Annotated in this window: 20 protein-coding genes; 5 read left to right on the forward strand and 15 right to left on the reverse strand. The window is 67.6% G+C overall.

Annotated features, from left to right (window positions below):
- The first annotated feature begins 16 nt into the window (after positions 1-16).
- Positions 17-388: an Mth938-like domain-containing protein gene (locus LK996_RS03700; protein ID WP_230525804.1), complete on the forward strand. Its 372-nt coding sequence runs from the start codon at positions 17-19 to the stop codon at positions 386-388.
- A 142-nt stretch (positions 389-530) separates the two neighbouring features.
- Here LK996_RS03700 and LK996_RS03705 read toward each other — a convergent pair whose 3' ends face one another.
- Genes LK996_RS03705 through surE form a run of 4 tightly spaced genes read right to left on the reverse strand, consistent with a single transcriptional unit; the run spans position 531 to position 3,440 of the window.
- Positions 531-1,313: a peptidoglycan DD-metalloendopeptidase family protein gene (locus LK996_RS03705; protein WP_230525805.1), complete on the reverse strand. Its 783-nt coding sequence runs from the start codon at positions 1,311-1,313 to the stop codon at positions 531-533.
- Positions 1,310-1,933: a YqaA family protein gene (locus LK996_RS03710; RefSeq protein WP_230525806.1), complete on the reverse strand. Its 624-nt coding sequence runs from the start codon at positions 1,931-1,933 to the stop codon at positions 1,310-1,312. The genes LK996_RS03705 and LK996_RS03710 overlap by 4 nt, the downstream gene beginning before the upstream one ends.
- A 2-nt stretch (positions 1,934-1,935) precedes the next feature.
- Positions 1,936-2,631, reverse strand: coding sequence for a protein-L-isoaspartate(D-aspartate) O-methyltransferase (locus LK996_RS03715; protein ID WP_230525807.1), 696 nt, complete (start codon positions 2,629-2,631; stop codon positions 1,936-1,938).
- A complete protein-coding gene (surE, locus tag LK996_RS03720) occupies positions 2,628-3,440 on the reverse strand; it encodes a 5'/3'-nucleotidase SurE (RefSeq protein ID WP_230525808.1) in 813 nt (270 codons plus the stop codon). Before surE ends, LK996_RS03715 begins: the two co-directional genes overlap by 4 nt.
- Before the next feature lie 59 nt (positions 3,441-3,499).
- On the opposite strand from surE, the gene LK996_RS03725 reads away from it, so the two are divergent.
- Entirely contained in the window at positions 3,500-4,060 is a 561-nt protein-coding gene (locus tag LK996_RS03725; protein WP_230525809.1) for a Smr/MutS family protein, read from the forward strand.
- A 12-nt stretch (positions 4,061-4,072) separates the two neighbouring features.
- On the opposite strand, the gene truD is transcribed toward LK996_RS03725, so the two are convergent.
- The 8 genes from truD to LK996_RS03765 form a co-directional block, all read right to left on the reverse strand.
- Positions 4,073-5,101 carry a tRNA pseudouridine(13) synthase TruD gene (gene truD, locus LK996_RS03730; protein WP_343225847.1) on the reverse strand — a complete coding sequence of 343 codons (1,029 nt, stop codon included), beginning with the start codon at positions 5,099-5,101 and terminating at the stop codon, positions 4,073-4,075.
- Complete coding sequence (gene ispF / locus LK996_RS03735) at positions 5,098-5,577, reverse strand: 2-C-methyl-D-erythritol 2,4-cyclodiphosphate synthase (protein ID WP_230525810.1); 480 nt, start codon at positions 5,575-5,577, stop codon at positions 5,098-5,100. Before ispF ends, truD begins: the two co-directional genes overlap by 4 nt.
- Positions 5,574-6,287: a 2-C-methyl-D-erythritol 4-phosphate cytidylyltransferase gene (gene ispD / locus LK996_RS03740; protein WP_230525811.1), complete on the reverse strand. Its 714-nt coding sequence runs from the start codon at positions 6,285-6,287 to the stop codon at positions 5,574-5,576. Before ispD ends, ispF begins: the two co-directional genes overlap by 4 nt.
- Entirely contained in the window at positions 6,284-6,604 is a 321-nt protein-coding gene (gene ftsB / locus LK996_RS03745; protein ID WP_343225865.1) for a cell division protein FtsB, read from the reverse strand. The genes ispD and ftsB overlap by 4 nt, the downstream gene beginning before the upstream one ends.
- 34 nt (positions 6,605-6,638) lie before the next feature.
- Positions 6,639-7,922 carry a phosphopyruvate hydratase gene (eno, locus tag LK996_RS03750; protein WP_230525812.1) on the reverse strand — a complete coding sequence of 428 codons (1,284 nt, stop codon included), beginning with the start codon at positions 7,920-7,922 and terminating at the stop codon, positions 6,639-6,641.
- 5 nt (positions 7,923-7,927) lie between these two features.
- Positions 7,928-8,758 carry a 3-deoxy-8-phosphooctulonate synthase gene (kdsA, locus tag LK996_RS03755; RefSeq protein ID WP_230526823.1) on the reverse strand — a complete coding sequence of 277 codons (831 nt, stop codon included), beginning with the start codon at positions 8,756-8,758 and terminating at the stop codon, positions 7,928-7,930.
- An 11-nt stretch (positions 8,759-8,769) separates the two neighbouring features.
- On the reverse strand, positions 8,770-10,455 hold the full coding sequence (gene pyrG / locus LK996_RS03760; RefSeq protein ID WP_230525813.1) for a CTP synthase: 1,686 nt from the start codon (positions 10,453-10,455) through the stop codon (positions 8,770-8,772).
- A gap of 90 nt (positions 10,456-10,545) precedes the next feature.
- On the reverse strand, positions 10,546-10,866 hold the full coding sequence (locus tag LK996_RS03765; RefSeq protein ID WP_230525814.1) for a hypothetical protein: 321 nt from the start codon (positions 10,864-10,866) through the stop codon (positions 10,546-10,548).
- Between the two features lie 133 nt (positions 10,867-10,999).
- On the opposite strand from LK996_RS03765, the gene parE reads away from it, so the two are divergent.
- From parE to LK996_RS03780, 3 genes are all read left to right on the forward strand, one after another.
- Positions 11,000-12,898 carry a DNA topoisomerase IV subunit B gene (parE, locus tag LK996_RS03770; protein WP_230525815.1) on the forward strand — a complete coding sequence of 633 codons (1,899 nt, stop codon included), beginning with the start codon at positions 11,000-11,002 and terminating at the stop codon, positions 12,896-12,898.
- Positions 12,899-13,036: 138 nt separating this feature from the next.
- On the forward strand, positions 13,037-15,028 hold the full coding sequence (locus LK996_RS03775) for an alpha/beta hydrolase family protein (RefSeq protein ID WP_230525816.1): 1,992 nt from the start codon (positions 13,037-13,039) through the stop codon (positions 15,026-15,028).
- A gap of 82 nt (positions 15,029-15,110) precedes the next feature.
- Positions 15,111-17,057, forward strand: coding sequence for an alpha/beta hydrolase family protein (locus LK996_RS03780; protein ID WP_230525817.1), 1,947 nt, complete (start codon positions 15,111-15,113; stop codon positions 17,055-17,057).
- A gap of 68 nt (positions 17,058-17,125) precedes the next feature.
- Here LK996_RS03780 and LK996_RS03785 read toward each other — a convergent pair whose 3' ends face one another.
- From LK996_RS03785 to LK996_RS03795, 3 genes are read right to left on the reverse strand one after another with little or no spacing between them, the layout of a single operon-like run.
- Positions 17,126-17,311, reverse strand: coding sequence for a hypothetical protein (locus tag LK996_RS03785; protein WP_230525818.1), 186 nt, complete (start codon positions 17,309-17,311; stop codon positions 17,126-17,128).
- A complete protein-coding gene (hutG, locus tag LK996_RS03790; protein WP_230525819.1) occupies positions 17,308-18,090 on the reverse strand; it encodes an N-formylglutamate deformylase in 783 nt (260 codons plus the stop codon). Before hutG ends, LK996_RS03785 begins: the two co-directional genes overlap by 4 nt.
- 49 nt (positions 18,091-18,139) lie before the next feature.
- Positions 18,140-19,402, reverse strand: coding sequence for an NAD(P)/FAD-dependent oxidoreductase (locus LK996_RS03795; protein ID WP_230525820.1), 1,263 nt, complete (start codon positions 19,400-19,402; stop codon positions 18,140-18,142).
- Between the last annotated feature and the right edge of the window lie 138 nt (positions 19,403-19,540).

A 19,540-nucleotide genomic window follows, 5' to 3' on the forward strand; every position in this document is an offset into this window, starting at 1 on the left:
CAATGTCCACCGCGCCATGCAGCTGAACCTCGAACGCCCCGATTACACCTGGTACCTGCGCGGCGCCGACGGTCGCCACGCGCTGGTGAACGAACGCGAGATCGTGCGCAGCTTCGCGATCGCGCCCGAGTCGCTGATCGAAGATTGGCCGGTGGTCGACGCCACGCAGATGGAGCCCGGCGATCTCGCGCCGCTGTTCGCGCTGCAACCCGAGTTGATCGTGCTCGGCACCGGGCCGCAGCAGAAATTCCCGTCGCCGAAAGTGATGCACGCATGCCTGTCCCAGGGCATCGGGCTGGAAGTGATGGACAACGCGGCGGCCGCGCGGACGTACAGCGTGCTGGCGGGCGAAGGGCGGCGCGTCGTGGCCGCGTTTGTGTTTCCGTAAGCAAGAGCGGGGAAACGGGAAACAAGAAGCGGGAAACGGGAGATTGGCCTTCGCTTCGGCTCGCAGGTCTACGAGCCGAAGTCGACGCCGATCTCCCGTTTCCCGCTTTTCGTTTCCCGCTTTTCGTTTCCCGTTTCCCGCTTTACCGCCTCTTCGGCAAATACGCCTGCGGATCGACCGGCTTGCCGTTGTAGCGGATCTCGAAGTGCAGCATCTCGCGCGCCGCACCCGTGCGTCCGAGTTCGGCGATCTGCTGCCCGCCCTTGACGATCTGCCCTTCGTTGACCAAGCGCGAACGGTTGTGGCCGTACGCGGACAGCCACGCGTCGTTGTGCTTGACGATGATCAGCTCGCCGTAACCGACCAGGCCCGCGCCGGAATACACGACGACGCCGTCGCCCGCCGCGCGCACGGGATCGCCGCCGTTGCCGGCGATGTCGATGCCCTGCTTCGTCGGTTCACCGTCGACGTAACCGTTGAGGATGTTGCCCGACGCCGGCCAGGTCCACGCGATGGGGCTCGCCGCGGGCGGCGGCGTTGCGGGACGCGGCGTCGTGGTCGGCGTCGCGGGGCGCGGCGCTGTGGGCGTCGTGGGCTTCGTCGTCGGACGCGTCGGCGTCGATGCGAAGGTGCCGCCCGACTTCGGATACAGGTTCAACCGCTGGCCCGGATAGATCGTGTACGGCGGACCGATGCGATTCCACGCCGCGAGGTCGCGCACGTCGATGCCGTTGCGGAACGCGATGCCGTACAGCGTGTCGCCCTTCTGCACGACTGCGCTGGCGCCGGGCTTCGGCGTCGACACGCGCGGCGGCTTCGATGTCGAACCGCTGCGATACACCTGGCTGCTGCCGCACGCGACCAGCACGACGCCGATCGCCGCGACGGCCACCACGCGAACGAGTGCGCGCGTCGCCGTCGTCATGCCACGCCCGCCGCGCGCGCCTGCACGACGGCCCAGCCAACCAGGCCGACCAGCAACACCATCGCGACCCAGCCGACCGGTTCGATGTATTTGTGCAGCATGCGCTCGGCGCGTTCCCCGCCCAGGCGCACGATCAGCGCGAGCAGGTACACGCGCTTGCCGCGACCGACGAACATGCTCGCCAGGTACGGCAGCATCGGCACGCCGACGACGCCCGAGGCCCACGTGAACACCTTCATCGGGATCGGCGAGAAGCCGGCCAGCACCAGCATGCCGAACACGGCCCACGGCGATTCGATCATCTTTTCCTGGATGACCGCGATGCCCGCCTCGATGCCGTGCAGCATCCCGAGCGAAGCGAACAGCGGCTTGACCACCGCGAACGCGTAATGCCCCAGGTAATAGCCGACCACCGCGCCGACCATCGAACCGGCGAGGCTGATCGATGCGAACCAGAACCCGCGCCGCGGCTGCGCCACGCACATGGGCAACAGCATCACTTCCGGCATGATCGGGAAGATGATCGCCTCGAAGAAACTCAGCACGACCAGCCACCACGACGCGCGTGGGTGGCGCGCAAGCCTGATCGTCTTTTCGTAGAGCGGCCCGAACAACTTCATCGTCAATCCACCATCCCTGGCAACAGCGGCACGAAGACGACGGGCGCGAGCTGCGCCTCGTCGATCGCGCCGGATTCGTCCTTGCGCAAGCGGATCAGCGTCTGTCCGCCGCTCGCACCGACCGGGCACACCAGCGTGCCGCCCGGCGCGAGCTGCGCGGTGAGCGCATCGACGAGCGCGGGCGCGGCGGCGGTGACGATGATCGCGTCGAACGGCGCGAGCTCCGGCCAGCCGATGCGGCCGTCGTCGTGCTTGCTGCGAATGTGGAAGCCGAGCGTGCGGAAGCGTTTGCGCGCGATGCGCAGCAGCTCGCCGATACGCTCGACGGTGAAGACCTCCAGCCCCAGCGCCGCGAGGATCGCGGCCTGGTAGCCCGAGCCCGTGCCGATCTCGAGCACGCGCATCGTCGGCGCACCGGCGGGGCGCGCGGTCTCGAGCAGCGTCTCGGTCATCTTCGCCACGACCCACGGCTGCGAAATCGTCTGCCCGTGGCCGATCGGCAACGCGGTGTCTTCGTATGCGCGCGTGGCGAGCGCTTCGTCGACGAACAAATGGCGCGGCACCGCGCGGATCGCGTTGAGCACGCGCTCATCATTGATGCCGTTCGCACGCAGGCGTTCGATCAGGCGATCGCGCACGCGCTGCGACGTCATGCCGACGCCGACCGCGCCCGAATGCAGGTGGATGCGCGCGGTCATGCGCGGCCCTCCGCCGAGCCGCTCTTGTCGAGCGAGGTTTCGTCGAGCGACGCGGCGAGTCCACCGACCCAGCTCGCGACCTGGTCCAGCGCCTGGTAGCGCGTGAGGTCGACGTGGATCGGCGTGATCGAAATGTGGCCGGTGCGCAACGAGTGGAAATCGGTACCGGGACCAGCGTCCTGCTCGGGGCCGGCGGCGCCGATCCACCACCACGTGCGGCCGCGCGGATCCTGTTGCGGCAGGCACGGTTCGGCGCGATGGCGATTGCCCAGGCGCGTGACCTCGAAGCCCTTCACGTCTTCCCACGCGAGGTCGGGCACGTTGACGTTGAGGATCGTGTCGGCCGGCAGCGGATCGACCGCGAGGCGCGCGATGATTTCCACCGCGGCGCGCGCGGCCGTTTCGTAATGCCGGCCATCGTGGTCGGCGGCCGCGAGCGACACGGCGACCGCGGGCAGGCCGAGGAAGCGGCCTTCCATCGCGGCGGCGACGGTGCCGGAATAGATCACGTCGTCGCCCATGTTCGCGGTGGTGTTGATGCCGGAGACGACGATGTCAGGCTCTTCCTCGAGCATGCCGGTGATGGCGACGTGCACGCAGTCGGTCGGCGTTCCATACACACGGAACCTGCCGTCCTCCATGCGCAGCACGCGCACGGGCCCGTCGAGGGTGAGCGAATTGCTCGCGCCGCTGCGATCGCGGTCGGGCGCGACCACGGTGACGGAATGTCCCGCGTCGCGCAGCCCCTGGGCGAGGATCCGGATGCCGGGGGCGTCGACACCGTCGTCGTTGCTGACCAATACGCGCAAAGCTGTTGTCCTTCCGGCGACGAGGGCATCATAGCCGAAGCTTCCCCAAGGCTTGTGGCATGACACGCAAGTCGCACCAGTCCCCGCCGCCGGACGCGCCAGAAGACGACGCCGCGCTGTTCCGCGACGCGATCGGCCCCGTGCGCGAACTGCCGGCGAGCGAGCTGCCGCCCGCGAAGCCGCGCCCGAAGGCCGCGCCGCGCATGGCGCAGCGCGACGAAGCCGAAGCGATGTCGGAATTCCGCCGCGCCGTCACCGCCGACGCACTCGAGGCCGGCGATGCCCTCGCCTACCGCCGCGACACCGTGCCGCCGCGCACGCTGCAGCGCCTGCGCCGCGGGGAGTTCAGCGCACAGGAGGAACTCGACCTGCACTGGAGCGACGCCCGCCAGGCCGAAGCGATGCTCCGCGAATTCCTGAACCACGCGCGCCAGCACGGCATCGGCTGCGTGCGCATCATCCACGGCAAGGGGTTGAACGGCGACAGCAAGCACCCGGTGCTGAAGAACCTGGTCGACCGGATGCTGCGCCATCGCGCCGATGTCCTCGCGTTCGCGAGTGCGCCGGCGAACCAGGGCGGCACCGGCGCGGTGCTCGTGTTGCTGGCAGCGAAGCGCTAGGCCTCGTTCGCCTCAGACCTCGCCGATCTGTTCCAGCACCGTCGTCGCGTAACTGCCCGGCGGCAATTCGAACGACAGCTGCAGCACGTCGTGCGCGGGCCACTCCCACGTCATCTGCGTCGGCCGCAAACGCAGCGCGCGCCGCTCCTGCTTCAGGCGTGCGTCCTCGAGCCCCGCGCGCACCGCGAGCGATTCCTCGTCGGCCATCGCCGCCAGTTCGAGTTCGCGCGCGGCGCCCGTCGTGCGCAGTTCGCCTTCGCCCCACAGCGGACCGGTCGGATGGATGTCGAACGCCGCGAGCCTCGCCGCGAGCGCATCGTCGAACGGCTCGGGCCCGAACACGCTGCGCGAACCGTCGAGCATCCACACTTCGCCGTCGAGCGCGCGATCCCATTTGTCGTCCGCGACGCGTTGCGCCAGCACGCGGTTGAACAACACCGATCGCGCGGCGGACAACAACAGCGTGCGCTCCTCGCGCTTCACGCGCCGACCGCGGAACATCGCGATCGCCTGCGCCACGTTGTCGCCGTGGCGGCCGAAGCGTTGTTCGCCGAAGAAGTTCGGCACGCCGCGCGCCTGGATCGCGCGCAGGCGTCCTTCGATCGCGGCGTGTTCACCCTCGACGTCGCGCAGCACGAGCACGAAGCGATTTCCCGCCAACGCGCCGCGCGGCAACTTACGCGCGTGCCACGTCGAGGCGAGCACGCGCATGTCGTCGGATTCGAGCGCCGCGAGATCGGGCGCGATCTTCTTCGGCAGGTGCACGGTGAAGCGCTGCGTCGTCACCGCGTGCCGATCCTTCAGGCCCGCGTAGCTCACGCCCATCTCGGGAATGCCGGCCCACTGCGCGAGGCGCCGGGCGGCGAACGCGGTGTTCATGCCGCGCTTCTCGATGGTGAGCAGCAGGTGTTCGCCCTGCCCGCTCGCTTCGAAGGCGTCGAGTTCGTCGACGCGGAAGTCTTCCGGCGTCGCGCGCATCCGCGCACGCAGCACCGGGCCGCCGAAGGCGTTGGGCGTCGCGGCGTTGTCGAGCGCGCTCACTCGCGCACGAGCAGGCACACGGCCTGCGCGGCGATGCCTTCTTCGCGACCGGTGAAGCCGAGCTTTTCGGTCGTCGTCGCCTTGATCGAGATCGCGTCGACCGCGACACCGAGGTCGGCCGCGATCAGGCCGCGCATCGCGTTGGCGTGCGGACCGATGCGCGGGCGTTCGCACAGCACGGTGATGTCGGCATTGCCGATCGACCACCGATGTTCGGCGAGCAACTGGCGGCAGTGGCGCAGGAACAGGCGGCTGTCGGCGTCCTTCCAGCGCGGATCGCTCGGCGGGAAGTGCTTGCCGATATCGCCCAGCGCCATCGCGCCCAGCAACGCGTCGCACAGCGCGTGCAGGATCACGTCGCCGTCGGAATGCGCGATCACGCCGCGGTCGTGCGTCACGCGCACGCCGCCGAGCATCACGTGGTCGCCGGGCCCGAACGCATGCACGTCGAAGCCCTGGCCGATGCGGCAATTCATGTGTTCGACTCCGGCATGTTGCGTTCGCGCGTGAAGCGCAGCAGGAATTCGGCGAGCGGAAGGTCCGCGGGCGTGGTGACCTTGAGGTTGTCGTCGCTGCCTTCGACCAGCAGCGGACGATGGCCCTGGCGTTCCATCGCCATCGATTCGTCGGTGACCGCGATGCCTGCATCGCGCGCGGCTTCGAGCGCGCGCGTGAGTTGCAGGCGGCGGAACAGTTGCGGCGTGAGCGCGCGCCACAGGCGTTCGCGCGGTTCGGTCGCATCGATGCCACCGTCGCCGCCGGCGCGCTTCAACGTATCGCGCACGGGTGTGGCGAGGATCGCGCCGACCGGATCGCCTCGACCGAGGTCGAGCAGGCGTTCGAGATCCGACGCGCGCAGGTGCGGGCGCGCGGCGTCGTGCACGAGGACGAAGTCGTCGGGTCGCACGTCGTCGGGCAATGCAGACAAACCCGCGAGCACCGAGTCCGCGCGTTCCGCGCCGCCGATGCATGTGCGCACCGGCTTGCCGTCGATCTGCGTCCAGCCCGGCCATGAGGCGTCGTCTTCCGACAACACCACCATCGCGCCTTGCACCGATGGATGCGCGAGCACCGCGCGCAGCGAGTACGCGATCAGCGGCACGCCGGCGATGTCGAGATACTGCTTGGGAATTTCGCCGCCGTAGCGCGAACCGCGCCCGGCCGCGGGCACGATGGCCCAGATCACGGCGCGGTCTCCGCGGTGGCGGGCTCGGCGCTGGTCGAACCGGATGCCGGTTCGACCACGCGATAGAACGTTTCGCCCGGCTTGATCATGCCGAGCTCGCTGCGCGCGCGTTCTTCGACCGCCGCTTCGCCCGACTTGAGGTCTTCCACTTCCGCGGCGACCTCGTCGTTGCGCTGGCGAAGGCCGCCGTTGTCGCGCGCCTGGCGTTCCACCTGCGACGACAGCTCCTGCACTTCGCCCGCGCCGCCGTGGCCGAACCACAGCCGCCACTGCAGGAACGCGAGCAACGCCGCGAGCACCAGCAGCAGCACCACCATCACACGCGAAGGGCGAATCGCGCGCATCGCGGCGTCAGCGCTTCAGCGAGACGAACGCGTTGCGGCCGGCGTAACGGGCGGCGGCGCCGAGTTGTTCTTCGATGCGCAGCAGCTGGTTGTACTTCGCCACGCGATCGGAACGGCACAGCGAACCGGTCTTGATCTGCGTCGCCGTGGTCGCCACCGCGATGTCGGCGATCGTCGTGTCTTCGGTTTCGCCGGAACGGTGCGAGACGACCGCTGCGTAACGCGCCTTGTCGGCCATCGCGATCGCTTCCAGCGTTTCGGTCAGCGTGCCGATCTGGTTGACCTTGACCAGGATCGCGTTGGCCACGCCCTGCTCGATGCCGTCCTTGAAGATGCGCGGATTGGTGACGAACAGATCGTCGCCGACCAGCTGCACCTTGTTGCCGAGGCGTTCGGTGAGCAGCTTCCAGCCGGCCCAGTCGTGTTCGCCCATGCCGTCTTCGATCGTGATGATCGGGTACTGCGCGCACCAGCCGGCGAGGAAGTCGACGAACTGCTCCGACGTCAGGCGCTTGCCTTCGCCGGTGAGGTTGTACTTGCCGTTCTCGAAGAACTCGCTGGAGGCGACGTCGAGGCCGAGCAGCACGTCCTCGCCCGCCTTGCAGCCGGCCTTGCCGATCGCTTCGAGGATGGTTTCCAGCGCTTCTTCGTTCGAACGCAGGTCGGGCGCGAAGCCGCCTTCGTCGCCGACCGCAGTGCTGAGGCCGCGGCCCTTCAGCACCGACTTCAGCGCGTGGAAGATCTCGGTGCCGGCGCGCAGCGATTCGGCGAACGAATCGAAGCCGACCGGCAGCACCATGAACTCCTGCAGGTCGACGTTGTTGTCGGCATGCGCGCCGCCGTTGACGATGTTCATCATCGGCACCGGGAGTTCGACGCTGTTGCCCTGCGCGAGCCAGCGCCACAGCGGCATCTTGTTCGACGCGGCCTGCGCGTGCGCATTCGCGAGCGAAACGCCGAGCAGCGCGTTCGCGCCCAGGCGGCCCTTGTTCTCGGTGCCGTCGAGGTCGATCAGGCGGCGGTCGAGCGCTTCCTGGTCGCCGTCGAATCCGTGCAGCGCATTCGCGATCGTCGTGTTGACGTTGTTGACCGCGTTACGCACGCCCTTGCCGAGGTAGCGCGTCTTGTCGCCGTCGCGCAGTTCGACCGCTTCCTTCGTGCCGGTGGACGCGCCCGAGGGCACCATCGCGCGGCCGAAGCTGCCGTCGGCGAGGGTCACTTCCGCTTCGAGGGTGGGATTGCCGCGGCTGTCGAGGATTTCGCGCGCGTGGATCTTCGAGATGGTGGCCATGTAGGTCAGTTGGTTTCCAGGAATCCGTTCTTCTTGGTGATGCGGTCGATTTCGAGCAGCGTCTCGAGCAGCGCGCGCATCTTCGGCAGCGGCCACGCATTCGGACCGTCGCTCAGCGCCTTGTCCGGATCGGGGTGCGTTTCCATGAAGATGCCGGCGATGCCCACCGCCATCGCCGCGCGCGAGAGCACCGGCACGAATTCGCGCTGGCCGCCGCTCTTGCCTTCCGCGCCGCCGGGCAACTGCACCGAGTGCGTCGCGTCGAACACCACCGGGCAACCGGTGTCGCGCATCACCGACAGCGAACGCATGTCGCTGACGAGGTTGTTGTAGCCGAAGCTCGCGCCGCGCTCGCAGACCATGATGTCCTGGTTGCCGGTCGCCTTCGCCTTCGCGGCGACATGCTTCATTTCCCACGGCGACAGGAACTGGCCCTTCTTGATGTTCACCGGCTTGCCGGCGCGCGCGACGTTCTGGATGAAGTCGGTCTGGCGGCACAGGAACGCGGGCGTCTGCAGCACGTCGACGACGGAGGCGACTTCCTCCATCGGCGTGTATTCGTGCACGTCGGTGAGCACCGGCACGTTCAACTGGCGCTTCACTTCACCCAGCACCTTCAGGCCTTCTTCCAGGCCCGGGCCGCGGAACGACGTGCCGCTGGTGCGGTTCGCCTTGTCGAACGAGGACTTGAAGATGAAGGGAATCCCGAGTTCGCCCGTGATTTCCTTCAGCTTGCCGGCCGTCTCCATCTGCAATTCCATCGATTCGATGACGCAGGGACCGGCGATGAGGAAGAACGGCTTGTGCAGGCCAACCTCGAAACCTGCAAGTTTCATGCTGTTCGACATCAGGCGCTCGCCTCCTTGAGCAATCGACCGCCGGCCTTGTGTTCGCGGGCGGCACGGATGAAGCCGACGAACAGCGGATGGCCGTCGCGCGGCGTCGACAGGAATTCCGGGTGCGCCTGGCACGCCAGGAACCACGGATGCTTCGACTGCGGCAGTTCGATCATCTCGACGAGCAGGTCGTCCATCGATTTCGCGCTGATGACCAGGCCCGCGTCTTCGAGCTGCGTGCGATAGCGGTTGTTGAACTCGTAGCGATGGCGGTGGCGTTCGCCGACCACGTCCTTGCCGTACACCTGGTGCGCGAGCGTGCCCGGCTTGATGCGCTGGTCCTGCAGGCCGAGGCGCATCGTGCCGCCGAGGTCGCTTTCTTCGTTGCGACGTTCGACGTCGCCGCTGGCGGTGCGCCATTCGGTGATCAGGCCGATCACCGGGTGCGCCGACTGCTTGTCGTTTTCGGTGGAATTGGCGTCGGGCAGGTTGAGCACGTGGCGCGCGTAATCGACCACCGCGGCCTGCATGCCGTAGCAGATGCCGAAGTACGGCACCTGGTGTTCGCGCGCGTATTGCGCGGTCATCACCTTGCCTTCGAACCCGCGGTCGCCGAAGCCGCCCGGCACGAGGATGCCGTCGACGCCTTCGAGCGCCTTGCCGCCGTCCTTCTCGACGTCGGAAGACTCCATCCACTTCAGGCGCACGCGCGTGCGCTGGCGCAGGCCGCCGTGCTTGAGCGCTTCGGCCAGCGACTTGTACGCGTCCTGGTGGTCGACGTACTTGCCGACCACGGCGATGGTGACGTCGTCGACCGGATGTTCGGCGGCGTCGACGACGGCTTCCCATTCCGACAGGTCGGCTTCGGGCGCGGCCTTCGCGGACAGGCCGAGGCGTTCGACGACGATCTTGTCGAGGCCCTGCCCATGCAGCCACATCGGGATCTTGTAGATGTTGTCGAGGTCGACGGCCGAAATGACCGCCTTCTCCGGCACGTTGGTGAACAACGCGATCTTGCGGCGCTCGCCGTCGGGCAGCGGCTGCTCGCTGCGGCACAGCAGGATGTCGGGCTGGATACCGATCGAGCGCAGTTCCTTCACCGAGTGCTGGGTCGGCTTGGTCTTCAGCTCGCCTGCGGCCGCGATGTACGGGACCAGCGTGAGGTGCATGAACAACGCGGCTTCGGCGCCACGCTCGGTGCGGATCTGGCGGATCGCCTCGAGGAACGGCAGCGACTCGATGTCGCCGACCGTGCCGCCGATTTCGACCAGCGCGACATCGAAGCCCGCGGTCGCATCGTCGATGCAGCGCTTGATCTCGTCGGTGATGTGCGGGATGACCTGCACGGTCCCGCCGAGGTAGTCGCCGCGGCGCTCCTTGCGGATCACGTTCTCGTAGATGCGGCCGGTGGTGATCGAGTGCTTCCGCGAAAGACGCATGCGGACGTAGCGCTCGTAGTGGCCGAGGTCGAGGTCGGTTTCGGCGCCGTCGTCGGTGACGTACACCTCACCATGCTGGAACGGGCTCATCGTGCCCGGATCGACGTTGATGTAGGGGTCGAGCTTCATCATCGTCACGCGCAGACCGCGCGCTTCGAGGATGGCGGCCAGCGAGGCCGCGGCGATGCCCTTGCCGAGCGAGGACACCACGCCGCCGGTGACGAACACGAGCGGCGTCCTGGAAACTGAGGGCGTCATGGGAAAGCAGGCTTCCGGAAAGCCGTAGTCTACCGGGACCGGCCCTTTCCCGCGACCTTCGTCGCATTCGGGTTGCCGACGCGAGGGGCCTCAGGGGACCGGCGTCGCGGCGACCGCTTCGCCCTGCGTGCCTGTCGCCGCCTGCGTTTGCGCGGGTTGCGGGGCGGCCTGCGCCTTCGCCCGCGCGGCGGCCTGCGCTTGTGCGGCGGCCTTCACCAGGTCGGCGATGTTCGCCCCCAGCCGCATGCCTTCCTGGACGCCGGGCCTGGGGGCCGGCTTCGCGGCGACCGTGGTCGACGGCCTGGCCGCGGGCGCGGGATTCGGCGTGGCCTTCGGCGCGGCGGTCTGCGCATGCGCCGCAGGCAACGCGAGCGCGCCGGCCAGCGCGAGCAACAACAGTGGAGTGCGCATCCTTCGTCCTCCTCGCTTTCGCGATGACGAGCAACCTACGCGCGGCCGCTTGGTCGGGGCGTGAATCACCGGTCGTTCACGCTATCCTTCGGGAAGCACGCATCCCCCGCCGCATTTCGCAGACGCCGCACGAATGAACTCCCGCTACAACGCCGCCGACATCGAAGTCCTCTCCGGCCTCGATCCGGTCAAGCGCCGCCCCGGCATGTACACCGACACGGCGCGGCCGAACCACCTCGCCCAGGAAGTCATCGACAACGCGGTGGACGAAGCGCTCGCCGGCCATGCCGACGCGATCGAAGTCGTGCTGCACGCCGACGGCAGCTGCGAAGTGGCCGACAACGGCCGCGGCATGCCGGTCGACATCCACCCGGAAGAGAAGATCCCGGGCATCGAGCTGATCCTCACGCGCCTCCACGCGGGCGGCAAGTTCAGCAACAAGAACTACACCTTCTCCGGCGGCCTGCACGGCGTGGGCGTGAGCGTGGTGAACGCGCTCTCGAAGAAGGTCGACGTCTTCATCAAGCGCGAAGGCAACGAGTACCACATGGCCTTCGCCGACGGCGACCGCGCCTCGAAGCTGGAAGTCGTCGGCACCGTCGGCAAGAAGAACACCGGCACGCGCCTGCGCTTCTGGCCCGACGCGAAGTACTTCGACACCAACAAGTTCAACCTGCGTTCGCTCAAGCACCTGCTGCGCGCGAAGGCGGTGCTGTGCCCCGGCCTGTCGGTGTCGCTGTTCGACGAAGCCAGCGGCGAACGCGCGCAATGGCATTACGAGGACGGCCTGCGCGACTACCTGCGCGGCGAACTCGCGACCGAAGGCCAGCGCGAGATCCTGCCGCCGGAGTTGTTCGTCGGTTCGTTGAAGAAGGACACCGAGATCGTCGACTGGGCCGTCGCGTGGGTGCCCGAAGGCGAGCTCGTGCAGGAAAGCTACGTCAACCTGATTCCCACCGCGCAGCACGGCACGCACGTCAACGGCCTGCGCACCGGTTTCACCGATGCGTTGCGCGAGTTCTGCGACTTCCGCTCGCTGCTGCCGCGCGGCGTGAAGCTCGCGCCGGAAGACGTGTGGGACCGCGTCGCCTTCGTGCTGTCGCTGAAGATGACCGACCCGCAGTTCAGCGGCCAGACCAAGGAACGCCTCTCCTCGCGCCAGGCCGCCGGTTTCGTCGAAGGCGCCGCGCACGACGCGTTCTCGCTGTGGCTCAACCAGCACGTCGAGATGGGCACGCGCATCGCGCAACTCGCGATCGAGCGCGCGAGCGCGCGCCTGAAGACCGAGAAGCAGATCGTCCGCAAGAAGGTCACGCAGGGCCCCGCGTTGCCCGGCAAGCTCGCCGACTGCATCTCGCAGGACCTGTCGCGCACCGAACTGTTCCTCGTCGAAGGCGATTCGGCGGGCGGCAGCGCGCGCCAGGCGCGCGACAAGGATTTCCAGGCGATCCTCCCGCTGCGCGGCAAGATCCTCAATACGTGGGAAGTCGCGTCGGGCAGCGTGCTCGGCTCGACCGAAGTGCACGACCTCGCCGTCGCGATCGGTTGCGACCCGGGCAAGGACGACATCGGCGGGTTGCGCTACGGCAAGGTGGTGATCCTCGCCGACGCCGACTCCGACGGCCTGCACATCGCCACGCTGCTCACGGCGTTGTTCCTCAAGCACTTCCCCGCCCTCGTCGCCGCCGGCCACGTGTTCGTCGCGATGCCGCCGCTGTTCCGCGTCGACGTGGGCAAGCAGGTGTTCTACGCACTCGACGAAGAAGAGAAGCGCCTGCTGCTGGAACGCATCGAGCGCGAAAAGATGAAGGGCGCCGTCCACGTCACCCGCTTCAAGGGCCTGGGCGAAATGAACCCGCAGCAGTTGCGCGAGTCGACCATCCACCCCGACACGCGCCGCCTGGTCCAGCTCACGGTCGACGACGACGGCGAGACCCGCTCGCTGATGGACATGCTGCTGGCGAAGAAGCGCGCCGGCGACCGCAAGACCTGGCTCGAATCGAAGGGCGACCTCGCTACCCTCGAGGTCTGACCGCTACCGAAAGCGCACGACGTCCCGGGAATGGGCGCGATTCATCATTCTTCGCGACCCCGCGCCACTTGGAGCGGCTGTACGGCTTCGCTACCCTGCCCGTGCCTCGGGGAGAGGCGAACCATCAGGACGACCTCAATGCACCGCAAGTCTTTCGCGCGCCTGTCGCTGGCGCTCGCGTTCGCCGTTGCCGCGCCCGTGGCCATGGCCCAACAGATTCCCGTCACCGATTTCGCGAAGTACGCGGACCTCGACGAGGTCGCGCTCTCGCCGACCGGCGAGTACATCGCCCTCGCGGTGCCTTCGGTCGACGGCAAGGAAACCAACCTGCAGATCGTGAAGCTGGCCGACGGCAGCACGGTCAAGACCCTGCGCTTCGGCCAGGAATCGCACGTCATGGGCGTGACCTGGACGGACGACGACCAGATCACCGTCGCGCGCGCCAAGCGTTACCCGGGCGAAGAGTTCCTGCGCAACACCGGGCAGCTGATGGCCACCAACCTCACCGGCGACAAGCAGCGCACGCTGTTCGCCTACGTGCTGGACGACGGCACCAAGCGCGGTCGCAACAAGGACCTCGGCTCGGCCTACCTCGAGAAGGTCCTCGACAAGGAACCGGGCAAGGTCCTCGTCAACTTCTACTGCTGGGAAATGGATTGCGGCGAAGACGGCGACACGGTCGTCTTCAAGGTCGACACGCGCACCGGCACGCGCCAGGAAGTCGAGCGCATCAAGGACGGCGACGTCTCCAGCTCGCTCGTGTTCGACACCGACGGAATCGCGCGCATCGCGTACTCGGAGGAATCGGACGGCACGCCGAAGCTGTCGTACCGCGCGACCGCGACCTCCGCGTGGGCGCCGCTGCCGAAGTCGATCGCCGGTTACCACCTCGTCGGCGGCGTCTTCGCCGAGGACAACAACACCCTGTACGCGCGCGTTTCCGACGAAGGCGAAGCGACGCAGCTGTACAAGATCGACGTCGCCGCGGGCACACGCACCAAGATGGTCAACCGCGAGGGCGTCAACGTCGGCACGATCATGACCGCCACGCGCAAGGAAGTGCCCTTCGGCGTGACGTACACCTCGCCGTCGCCGGCGGTGCAGTATTTCGACAACAACAGCGAGTGGGCCAAGCTCCACAATGCCTTGCTGCAGCGCTTCAAGGGCAAGATGGTCTATTTCCTGGACTTCACGCGCGACGATTCCAAGGTACTGTTCTGGACCTCGGGCGATCGCGACATGGGCAACTACTACGTGCTCGATCGCGCCAACGGCAACAAGATCACGCAGGTCGGCGCGCGTGCGCCGTGGTTCGAAGGCAAGGCGCTCGCGGCGATGAAGCCGATCGAGTTCACCACGCGCGACGGCGTGAAGCTGTACGGCTACTACACCGCCCCGGTCGGCGGCGGCGCCGGCCCGAAGCCGCTCGTGGTCATGCCGCACGGCGGTCCGTTCGCCGTGTTCGACGCATGGGGCTTCGATCGCGACGTGCAGTTCCTCGCCAGCCGCGGCTATGGCGTGCTGCAGGTGAACTACCGCGGCTCCGGCGGCCGCGGACACAAGTTCATCCAGCAGGCCTACAAGGAATGGGGCGGGATGATCCAGAACGACATCACCGACGGCGTGAAGTACGCGATCGACCAGAAGCTCGCCGATCCGGACCGCATCTGCATGTACGGCGGTTCGTTCGGCGGCTACTCCGCGCTGATGCAGCCGATCCTCAACCCCGGCATGTACAAGTGCGCGATCGGCTACGTCGGCGTGTACGACCTGCCGCTGCTCAACAGCAGCAAGGAATCGGAAGACGAGTCGGTCGAACGCTTCTTCCTCCGTTCGCTCGGTACCGACGCGGCTTCGCTCGGCAAGCTCTCGCCGGCCAAGCGCGCGGGCGAAGTGAAGGTCCCGGTGATGCTCGTGCACGGCAAGGCCGACGGCAACGTGGGCATGAACCAGTTCCGCGCGATGGACGGCGCCCTGAAGGACGCCGGCAACCCGGCGGAAACCTTCCTCGGCGCGGGCGAAGGCCACGGCTTCTCCAACCCAGAGAACATCGCGGAGCTGTACCGCCGCATGGAAGCCTTCCTCGACAAGCACATCGGGCCGAACGCGAAGGTCGCGACGTCGCCCTGACCGGCAGCGTCACGCGCACGGTACGAAACGACAAAGGGCGGCCGCATGGCCGCCCTTTGCATATCGACACAGGGAGAACTCGATGACCACGCATCTTTCGCGCCTGCTCGGCGCATTGCTCGCGCTCGCCTCGCCCGCCGCGTTCGCGCAACTCGTCCCCGCGGCGGATTTCGCCAAGCGCCCCGACGGCTGGGGCGCGACGCTGTCGCCCGACGGCAAGCACGTCGCGATGGAAGTGCCCACTGCAGACAACCGCGAAACGCAGGTACTGATCGTGACGCTCGACGGCAGCGGCAAGACCCAGACGCTGCGTTTCGGGCCGATGGAGCACTCGGCCGGCGTGACGTGGACCACCGACGATCGCATCGTCGTCTCGCGCGGCATCCTCAATGCATTCTGGAAGCGACCGCGCCAGACCGGCGAGTTGTTCGTCTCGGGCATCGACGGCAAGGGCGGCCGCATGATGTTCGGCTACAACAGCAACTTCCGCGACCACGGCTGGGCCGACCTCAACCGCACGCTGCCGGACGAACCGGGCATGGTGCTCGTCGACTTCACGTGCTGGAACTGCGGCGAGGAGCCCGACAGCGTCGTCTACAAGGTCGACACGCGCAAGAACGAACGCCACGAGATCGAACGCTTCGAGGGCCGCGCGAGCTTCTCGTTCGACCGCACGGGCGAGGCGCGCGTGCGCCGTTCGCTCGACGACAACGACGAGATCGTCCTGCACTATCGCCCCACCAAGGGCAGCGAATGGCTGCCGGTGCCGAAGGCGCTCGCCGGATACAGCCTCTACAACCTGCAGTTCGAACGCGACAACAACATCGCGTACGCGTTCGTCGTCGACGCACGCGAACCGGCGCAGGTGTATCGCATCGACATGGCGGCCGGCACGCGCACGCGCCTGGCCGGCAAGGCCGACCAGGAACCCGCAGGCTTCATGCTCGAAGGCCACGACGGCACGCCGTTCGCGGTGAGCTACAACGCCGGCAAGCCGACGGTGGAAATCATCAAGCCCGAATCCGAGTGGACGAAGCTGTACCTGGGGCTGCTGAAGTCGTTCCCCGGCATGATGGTGTCACTGATGGACGCCAGCCACGACGGCAACCGCGTGCTGTTCTCGACGTGGTCCGATCGCGACGAGGGCGCGTGGTACCTGTACGACCGCGACACGCGCAAGGTGCAGAAGGTGCTCGACTATCGGCCGTGGATGAAGGTCGACAGCATGGCGAAGGTGCGCCCGGTGTCGATCGCCGCGCGCGACGGCACGCAACTGTTCGCGCTGTACACCGCGCCGGCCGGCGACGGCCCGAAGCCGATGGTGGTGATGCCGCACGGCGGTCCGTTCGGCGTGAGCGATCGGTGGAGCTTCGATCGCGACGCGCAGTTCCTCGCCAGCCGCGGTTACGCGGTGCTGCAGGTCAACTACCGCGGCTCCGACGGGCGCGGCGAAGCGTTCGAACGCGCGGGCTGGAAGCAATGGGGCGGCCTGATCCAGGACGACATCACCGACGGCGTGCGCTGGGCGATTTCCGAAAAGCTCGCCGATCCGGAACGCATCTGCATCTACGGCGCGAGCTTCGGCGGCTACTCGGCGTTGATGCAGCCGATCCTCAACCCCGGCATGTACAAGTGCGCGGTCGGCTACGTCGGCGTGTACGACCTGCCGCTGATGCGCAAGACCGACAAGCGCGACGGCCAGTCGAAACGCAGCAAGCGCTTCTGGACGCGCACGCTCGGCGATGACCTCGAAGCGCTCGCGCGCATCTCCCCGGCCGAACGCGCGAAGGAAATCGACGTGCCCGTCTTCCTCGTGCACGGCGAAGACGACAACACCGCCGACATCAACCAGTTCAAGACGATGTCCAACGCGCTGCGTTCGGTCGGGCGCGCGCCGGAGGAATGGGTGGTGAAGGACGAAGGCCACGGCTTCGCCGATCCGAAGAACATCACCGAGATGTACGAGCGCCTGGAGAAGTTCCTCGACAAGCACATCGGGCCGAACGCGAAGGTCGCGACGTCGCCTTGATTGCAACGACGCACGCAGCGTGCAACGAAGAAGGGCGGCCAACGGGCCGCCCTTTTTCTTTGTCTCGATCAATTCACCAACGCATGCCAGTGCGAGCGCAACCACGAAGCGAACTGGTTGACCTCCGCGTCGTAACGTCCGCTCCACGCGGCCCAGATCAACCCCGCGATCACGACGAACACCAGCGTGCCCATGATCCGTTGCGTGACGCTGGCGAAGTGCAGCTTGTTGCCCGACGGGTTGTGGTTCTTCATGCGAGCGCGGCCTCGAGCAGGGAGCGGATGACGGCTTGCGCGCGCGATGCGCGTGCAGGAGCCCATTCGAATGTCTCTTCGTCCATGTACAGGCGCTGGCTCATTTCGAGCTGCACCGCATCGATGTTGTCAGCAGGCGACGCGTAGTGGCGCGTGATGTAACCGCCCTTGAAGCGCCCGTTGGCGACCCAGTCGAACTCGTCCTGCGCGCCGAGCACGGCTTCGAGTTTCGCCTGCAACGCGGGCGAACAACTTGCGCCGCCCGACGTGCCCAGGTTGAGGTCCGGCAGCCGACCTTCGAAGAGGAACGGCAGCGCGCTGCCCTTGATCGTGTGTCCTTCCCACAGCACGACGCGGCCGTGCGCCTCGCGCAGTCGTTGCAGTTCCGCCTGCAGCGCGTCGTGGTACGGACGCCAGTACGTTTGGACGCGTTGCGCGATCTCGTCGTCGCTCGGCGCCTGGCCTTCGAGGTATACGGGCTCGCCAGTGAACTGCACCGCGGGACACAGGCCGGTGGTGTTCTGCCCCGGGTACAGCGACGTGTCGTCGGGCGGTCGATTGAGATCGACGACGTAGCGCGAGTAACGCGGACGGAGTATCGACGCGCCGAGCGCGTGCGCGACTTCATACAAACGCGACACGTGCCAGTCGGTGTCGGGCGCGATGCGCGCGCGCTCCGTCATGCGCGAAGCGAGCGCCGGCGGAATCTCGCTGCCGTCGTGCGGCACGCTGACCAGCAAGGCGGCGGTGCCGCGATGGAGTTCGAAGATGGCGTCCATGGGCGCGGAGTGTACGACCTCCCGCGGGCGGTCTCCCGGAAGCGCGGGCTCAGGTGAAACGCGCAGGCGCGTAGGGCGCCGGATCGATCGACGGCGCGCGACCGGTGACGAGGTCGGCGACCAACTGCGCGGTGCCCGTGCTCATGCCGATGCCCATCATCCCGTGGCCCGTCGCGAGCCAGATGCCCTCGCGGCCAGGGACCTTGCCGATGATCGGAATGTCGTCGCACGACATCGGCCGCCAGCCGAACCAGCGTTCGCGCACGACCGGGCCGACCGGCTGGTGCAGGTATTCGGCCGCACCGCGTTCGAGCGCGCCGAGGCGCCGTTCGTTGAGCGTGTCGTCGAAGCCGGAGAACTCCATCGTGCTGCCGAGGCGATAGCCGCTTTCCCACGCGGTCACGCACACCTGGCGTTCGCGCAGCACGAGCGGATGCCTGGGCACGAGGGCCGGCGGATCGTAGGTGATCGAGTACCCCTTGCCCGGTTGCATCGCGTTGCGCAGCGCACGCAGGCCGATCGCGTCGGCCAGCTGCGGCGTCCACGCGCCGAGCGCGCACACGAGGTCGCGCGCGTTGAACGTGCCGCCCGACGTGCGCACGCGCCATCCGGTGCCGTTGCGTTCGATCGCTTCGAGCGCGCAACCTTCGACGATCGTGCCGCCGCGTTCGCGCACCGCGCGCGCGAGCTCAGCGACGTAGCGATCGGGACGCAGCGCCGCATCGCCCGCGAAACGGATCGCGCCGGCGACGCCGGGCTTCAACGCGGGTTCGCGCACTTCGTAGTCGCGGCCTTCGTAGACGTCGACCTGCACGCCGAGTTCGCGCAGGATCGGCGCTTCGAGCATGTCGTGTTCGAGCCGGCGCGGATCGCGGAACACGTAGTCCTCGCCCGATTCGACGAATTCGCATTCGAGCGCGTACTTGCGCACCCAATCGGTGAGGCGCGCGCGCGAGTCGTTGAGCAGCGCGCCCTTCGCGCGCGCGCTTTGTTCGAAGTCGCGCACGTTGCAGCGCCCCGCGAACGTGAGCAGCCAGCGCCACAACACCGGATCCACGCGCGGCTTGATGTATAGCGGCGCGTCGGGCTGCAGCATCATGCGCAGCGCGGTCTGCACCATCCCCGGTTGCGCGAGCGGCGCGGCGTGGCTTGGCGTGATCGTGCCGCAGTTGCCGTGCGACGACCCGGCGCCGACATGGCGGGCCTCGATGACGCGCACGTTGCGACCCGCTTCGAGCAAGGCCAGCGCAGTTGCCAGTCCAACGGCGCCGCCCCCGGCGATCATCACGTCGTCGGATGAAACCGTATACATCGCGTCAAACCCCTGACCCGTTTGAAGGCCGCCCATGACTGCTTCAGGCGCGTGTTGCCGCGCAGCATGACATTTGGATGGCACTCGCAACAGAGTCGGCATTCCGGCGCCGCTTGAACGGCGACCGGGACGAGGTCC

Source organism: Noviluteimonas lactosilytica (genome assembly GCF_020866925.1).
GTDB lineage: Bacteria > Pseudomonadota > Gammaproteobacteria > Xanthomonadales > Xanthomonadaceae > Noviluteimonas > Noviluteimonas lactosilytica.

Excerpts from the sequence above, each read along its gene's own strand:
- LK996_RS03700 (WP_230525804.1), top strand. The coding sequence starts at position 17 with ATGCAGCTGAACCTCGAACGCCCCGATTACACCTGGTACCTGCGCGGC.
- LK996_RS03705 (WP_230525805.1), bottom strand. The coding sequence starts at position 1,313 with ATGACGACGGCGACGCGCGCACTCGTTCGCGTGGTGGCCGTCGCGGCG.
- LK996_RS03710 (WP_230525806.1), bottom strand. The coding sequence starts at position 1,933 with ATGAAGTTGTTCGGGCCGCTCTACGAAAAGACGATCAGGCTTGCGCGC.
- LK996_RS03715 (WP_230525807.1), bottom strand. The coding sequence starts at position 2,631 with ATGACCGCGCGCATCCACCTGCATTCGGGCGCGGTCGGCGTCGGCATG.
- LK996_RS03725 (WP_230525809.1), top strand. The coding sequence starts at position 3,500 with ATGACACGCAAGTCGCACCAGTCCCCGCCGCCGGACGCGCCAGAAGAC.
- ispF (WP_230525810.1), bottom strand. The coding sequence starts at position 5,577 with ATGAATTGCCGCATCGGCCAGGGCTTCGACGTGCATGCGTTCGGGCCC.
- ftsB (WP_343225865.1), bottom strand. The coding sequence starts at position 6,604 with ATGGTGGTGCTGCTGCTGGTGCTCGCGGCGTTGCTCGCGTTCCTGCAG.
- eno (WP_230525812.1), bottom strand. The coding sequence starts at position 7,922 with ATGGCCACCATCTCGAAGATCCACGCGCGCGAAATCCTCGACAGCCGC.
- kdsA (WP_230526823.1), bottom strand. The coding sequence starts at position 8,758 with ATGAAACTTGCAGGTTTCGAGGTTGGCCTGCACAAGCCGTTCTTCCTC.
- pyrG (WP_230525813.1), bottom strand. The coding sequence starts at position 10,455 with ATGACGCCCTCAGTTTCCAGGACGCCGCTCGTGTTCGTCACCGGCGGC.
- LK996_RS03765 (WP_230525814.1), bottom strand. The coding sequence starts at position 10,866 with ATGCGCACTCCACTGTTGTTGCTCGCGCTGGCCGGCGCGCTCGCGTTG.
- parE (WP_230525815.1), top strand. The coding sequence starts at position 11,000 with ATGAACTCCCGCTACAACGCCGCCGACATCGAAGTCCTCTCCGGCCTC.
- LK996_RS03775 (WP_230525816.1), top strand. The coding sequence starts at position 13,037 with ATGCACCGCAAGTCTTTCGCGCGCCTGTCGCTGGCGCTCGCGTTCGCC.
- LK996_RS03780 (WP_230525817.1), top strand. The coding sequence starts at position 15,111 with ATGACCACGCATCTTTCGCGCCTGCTCGGCGCATTGCTCGCGCTCGCC.
- LK996_RS03785 (WP_230525818.1), bottom strand. The coding sequence starts at position 17,311 with ATGAAGAACCACAACCCGTCGGGCAACAAGCTGCACTTCGCCAGCGTC.
- hutG (WP_230525819.1), bottom strand. The coding sequence starts at position 18,090 with ATGGACGCCATCTTCGAACTCCATCGCGGCACCGCCGCCTTGCTGGTC.
- LK996_RS03795 (WP_230525820.1), bottom strand. The coding sequence starts at position 19,402 with ATGTATACGGTTTCATCCGACGACGTGATGATCGCCGGGGGCGGCGCC.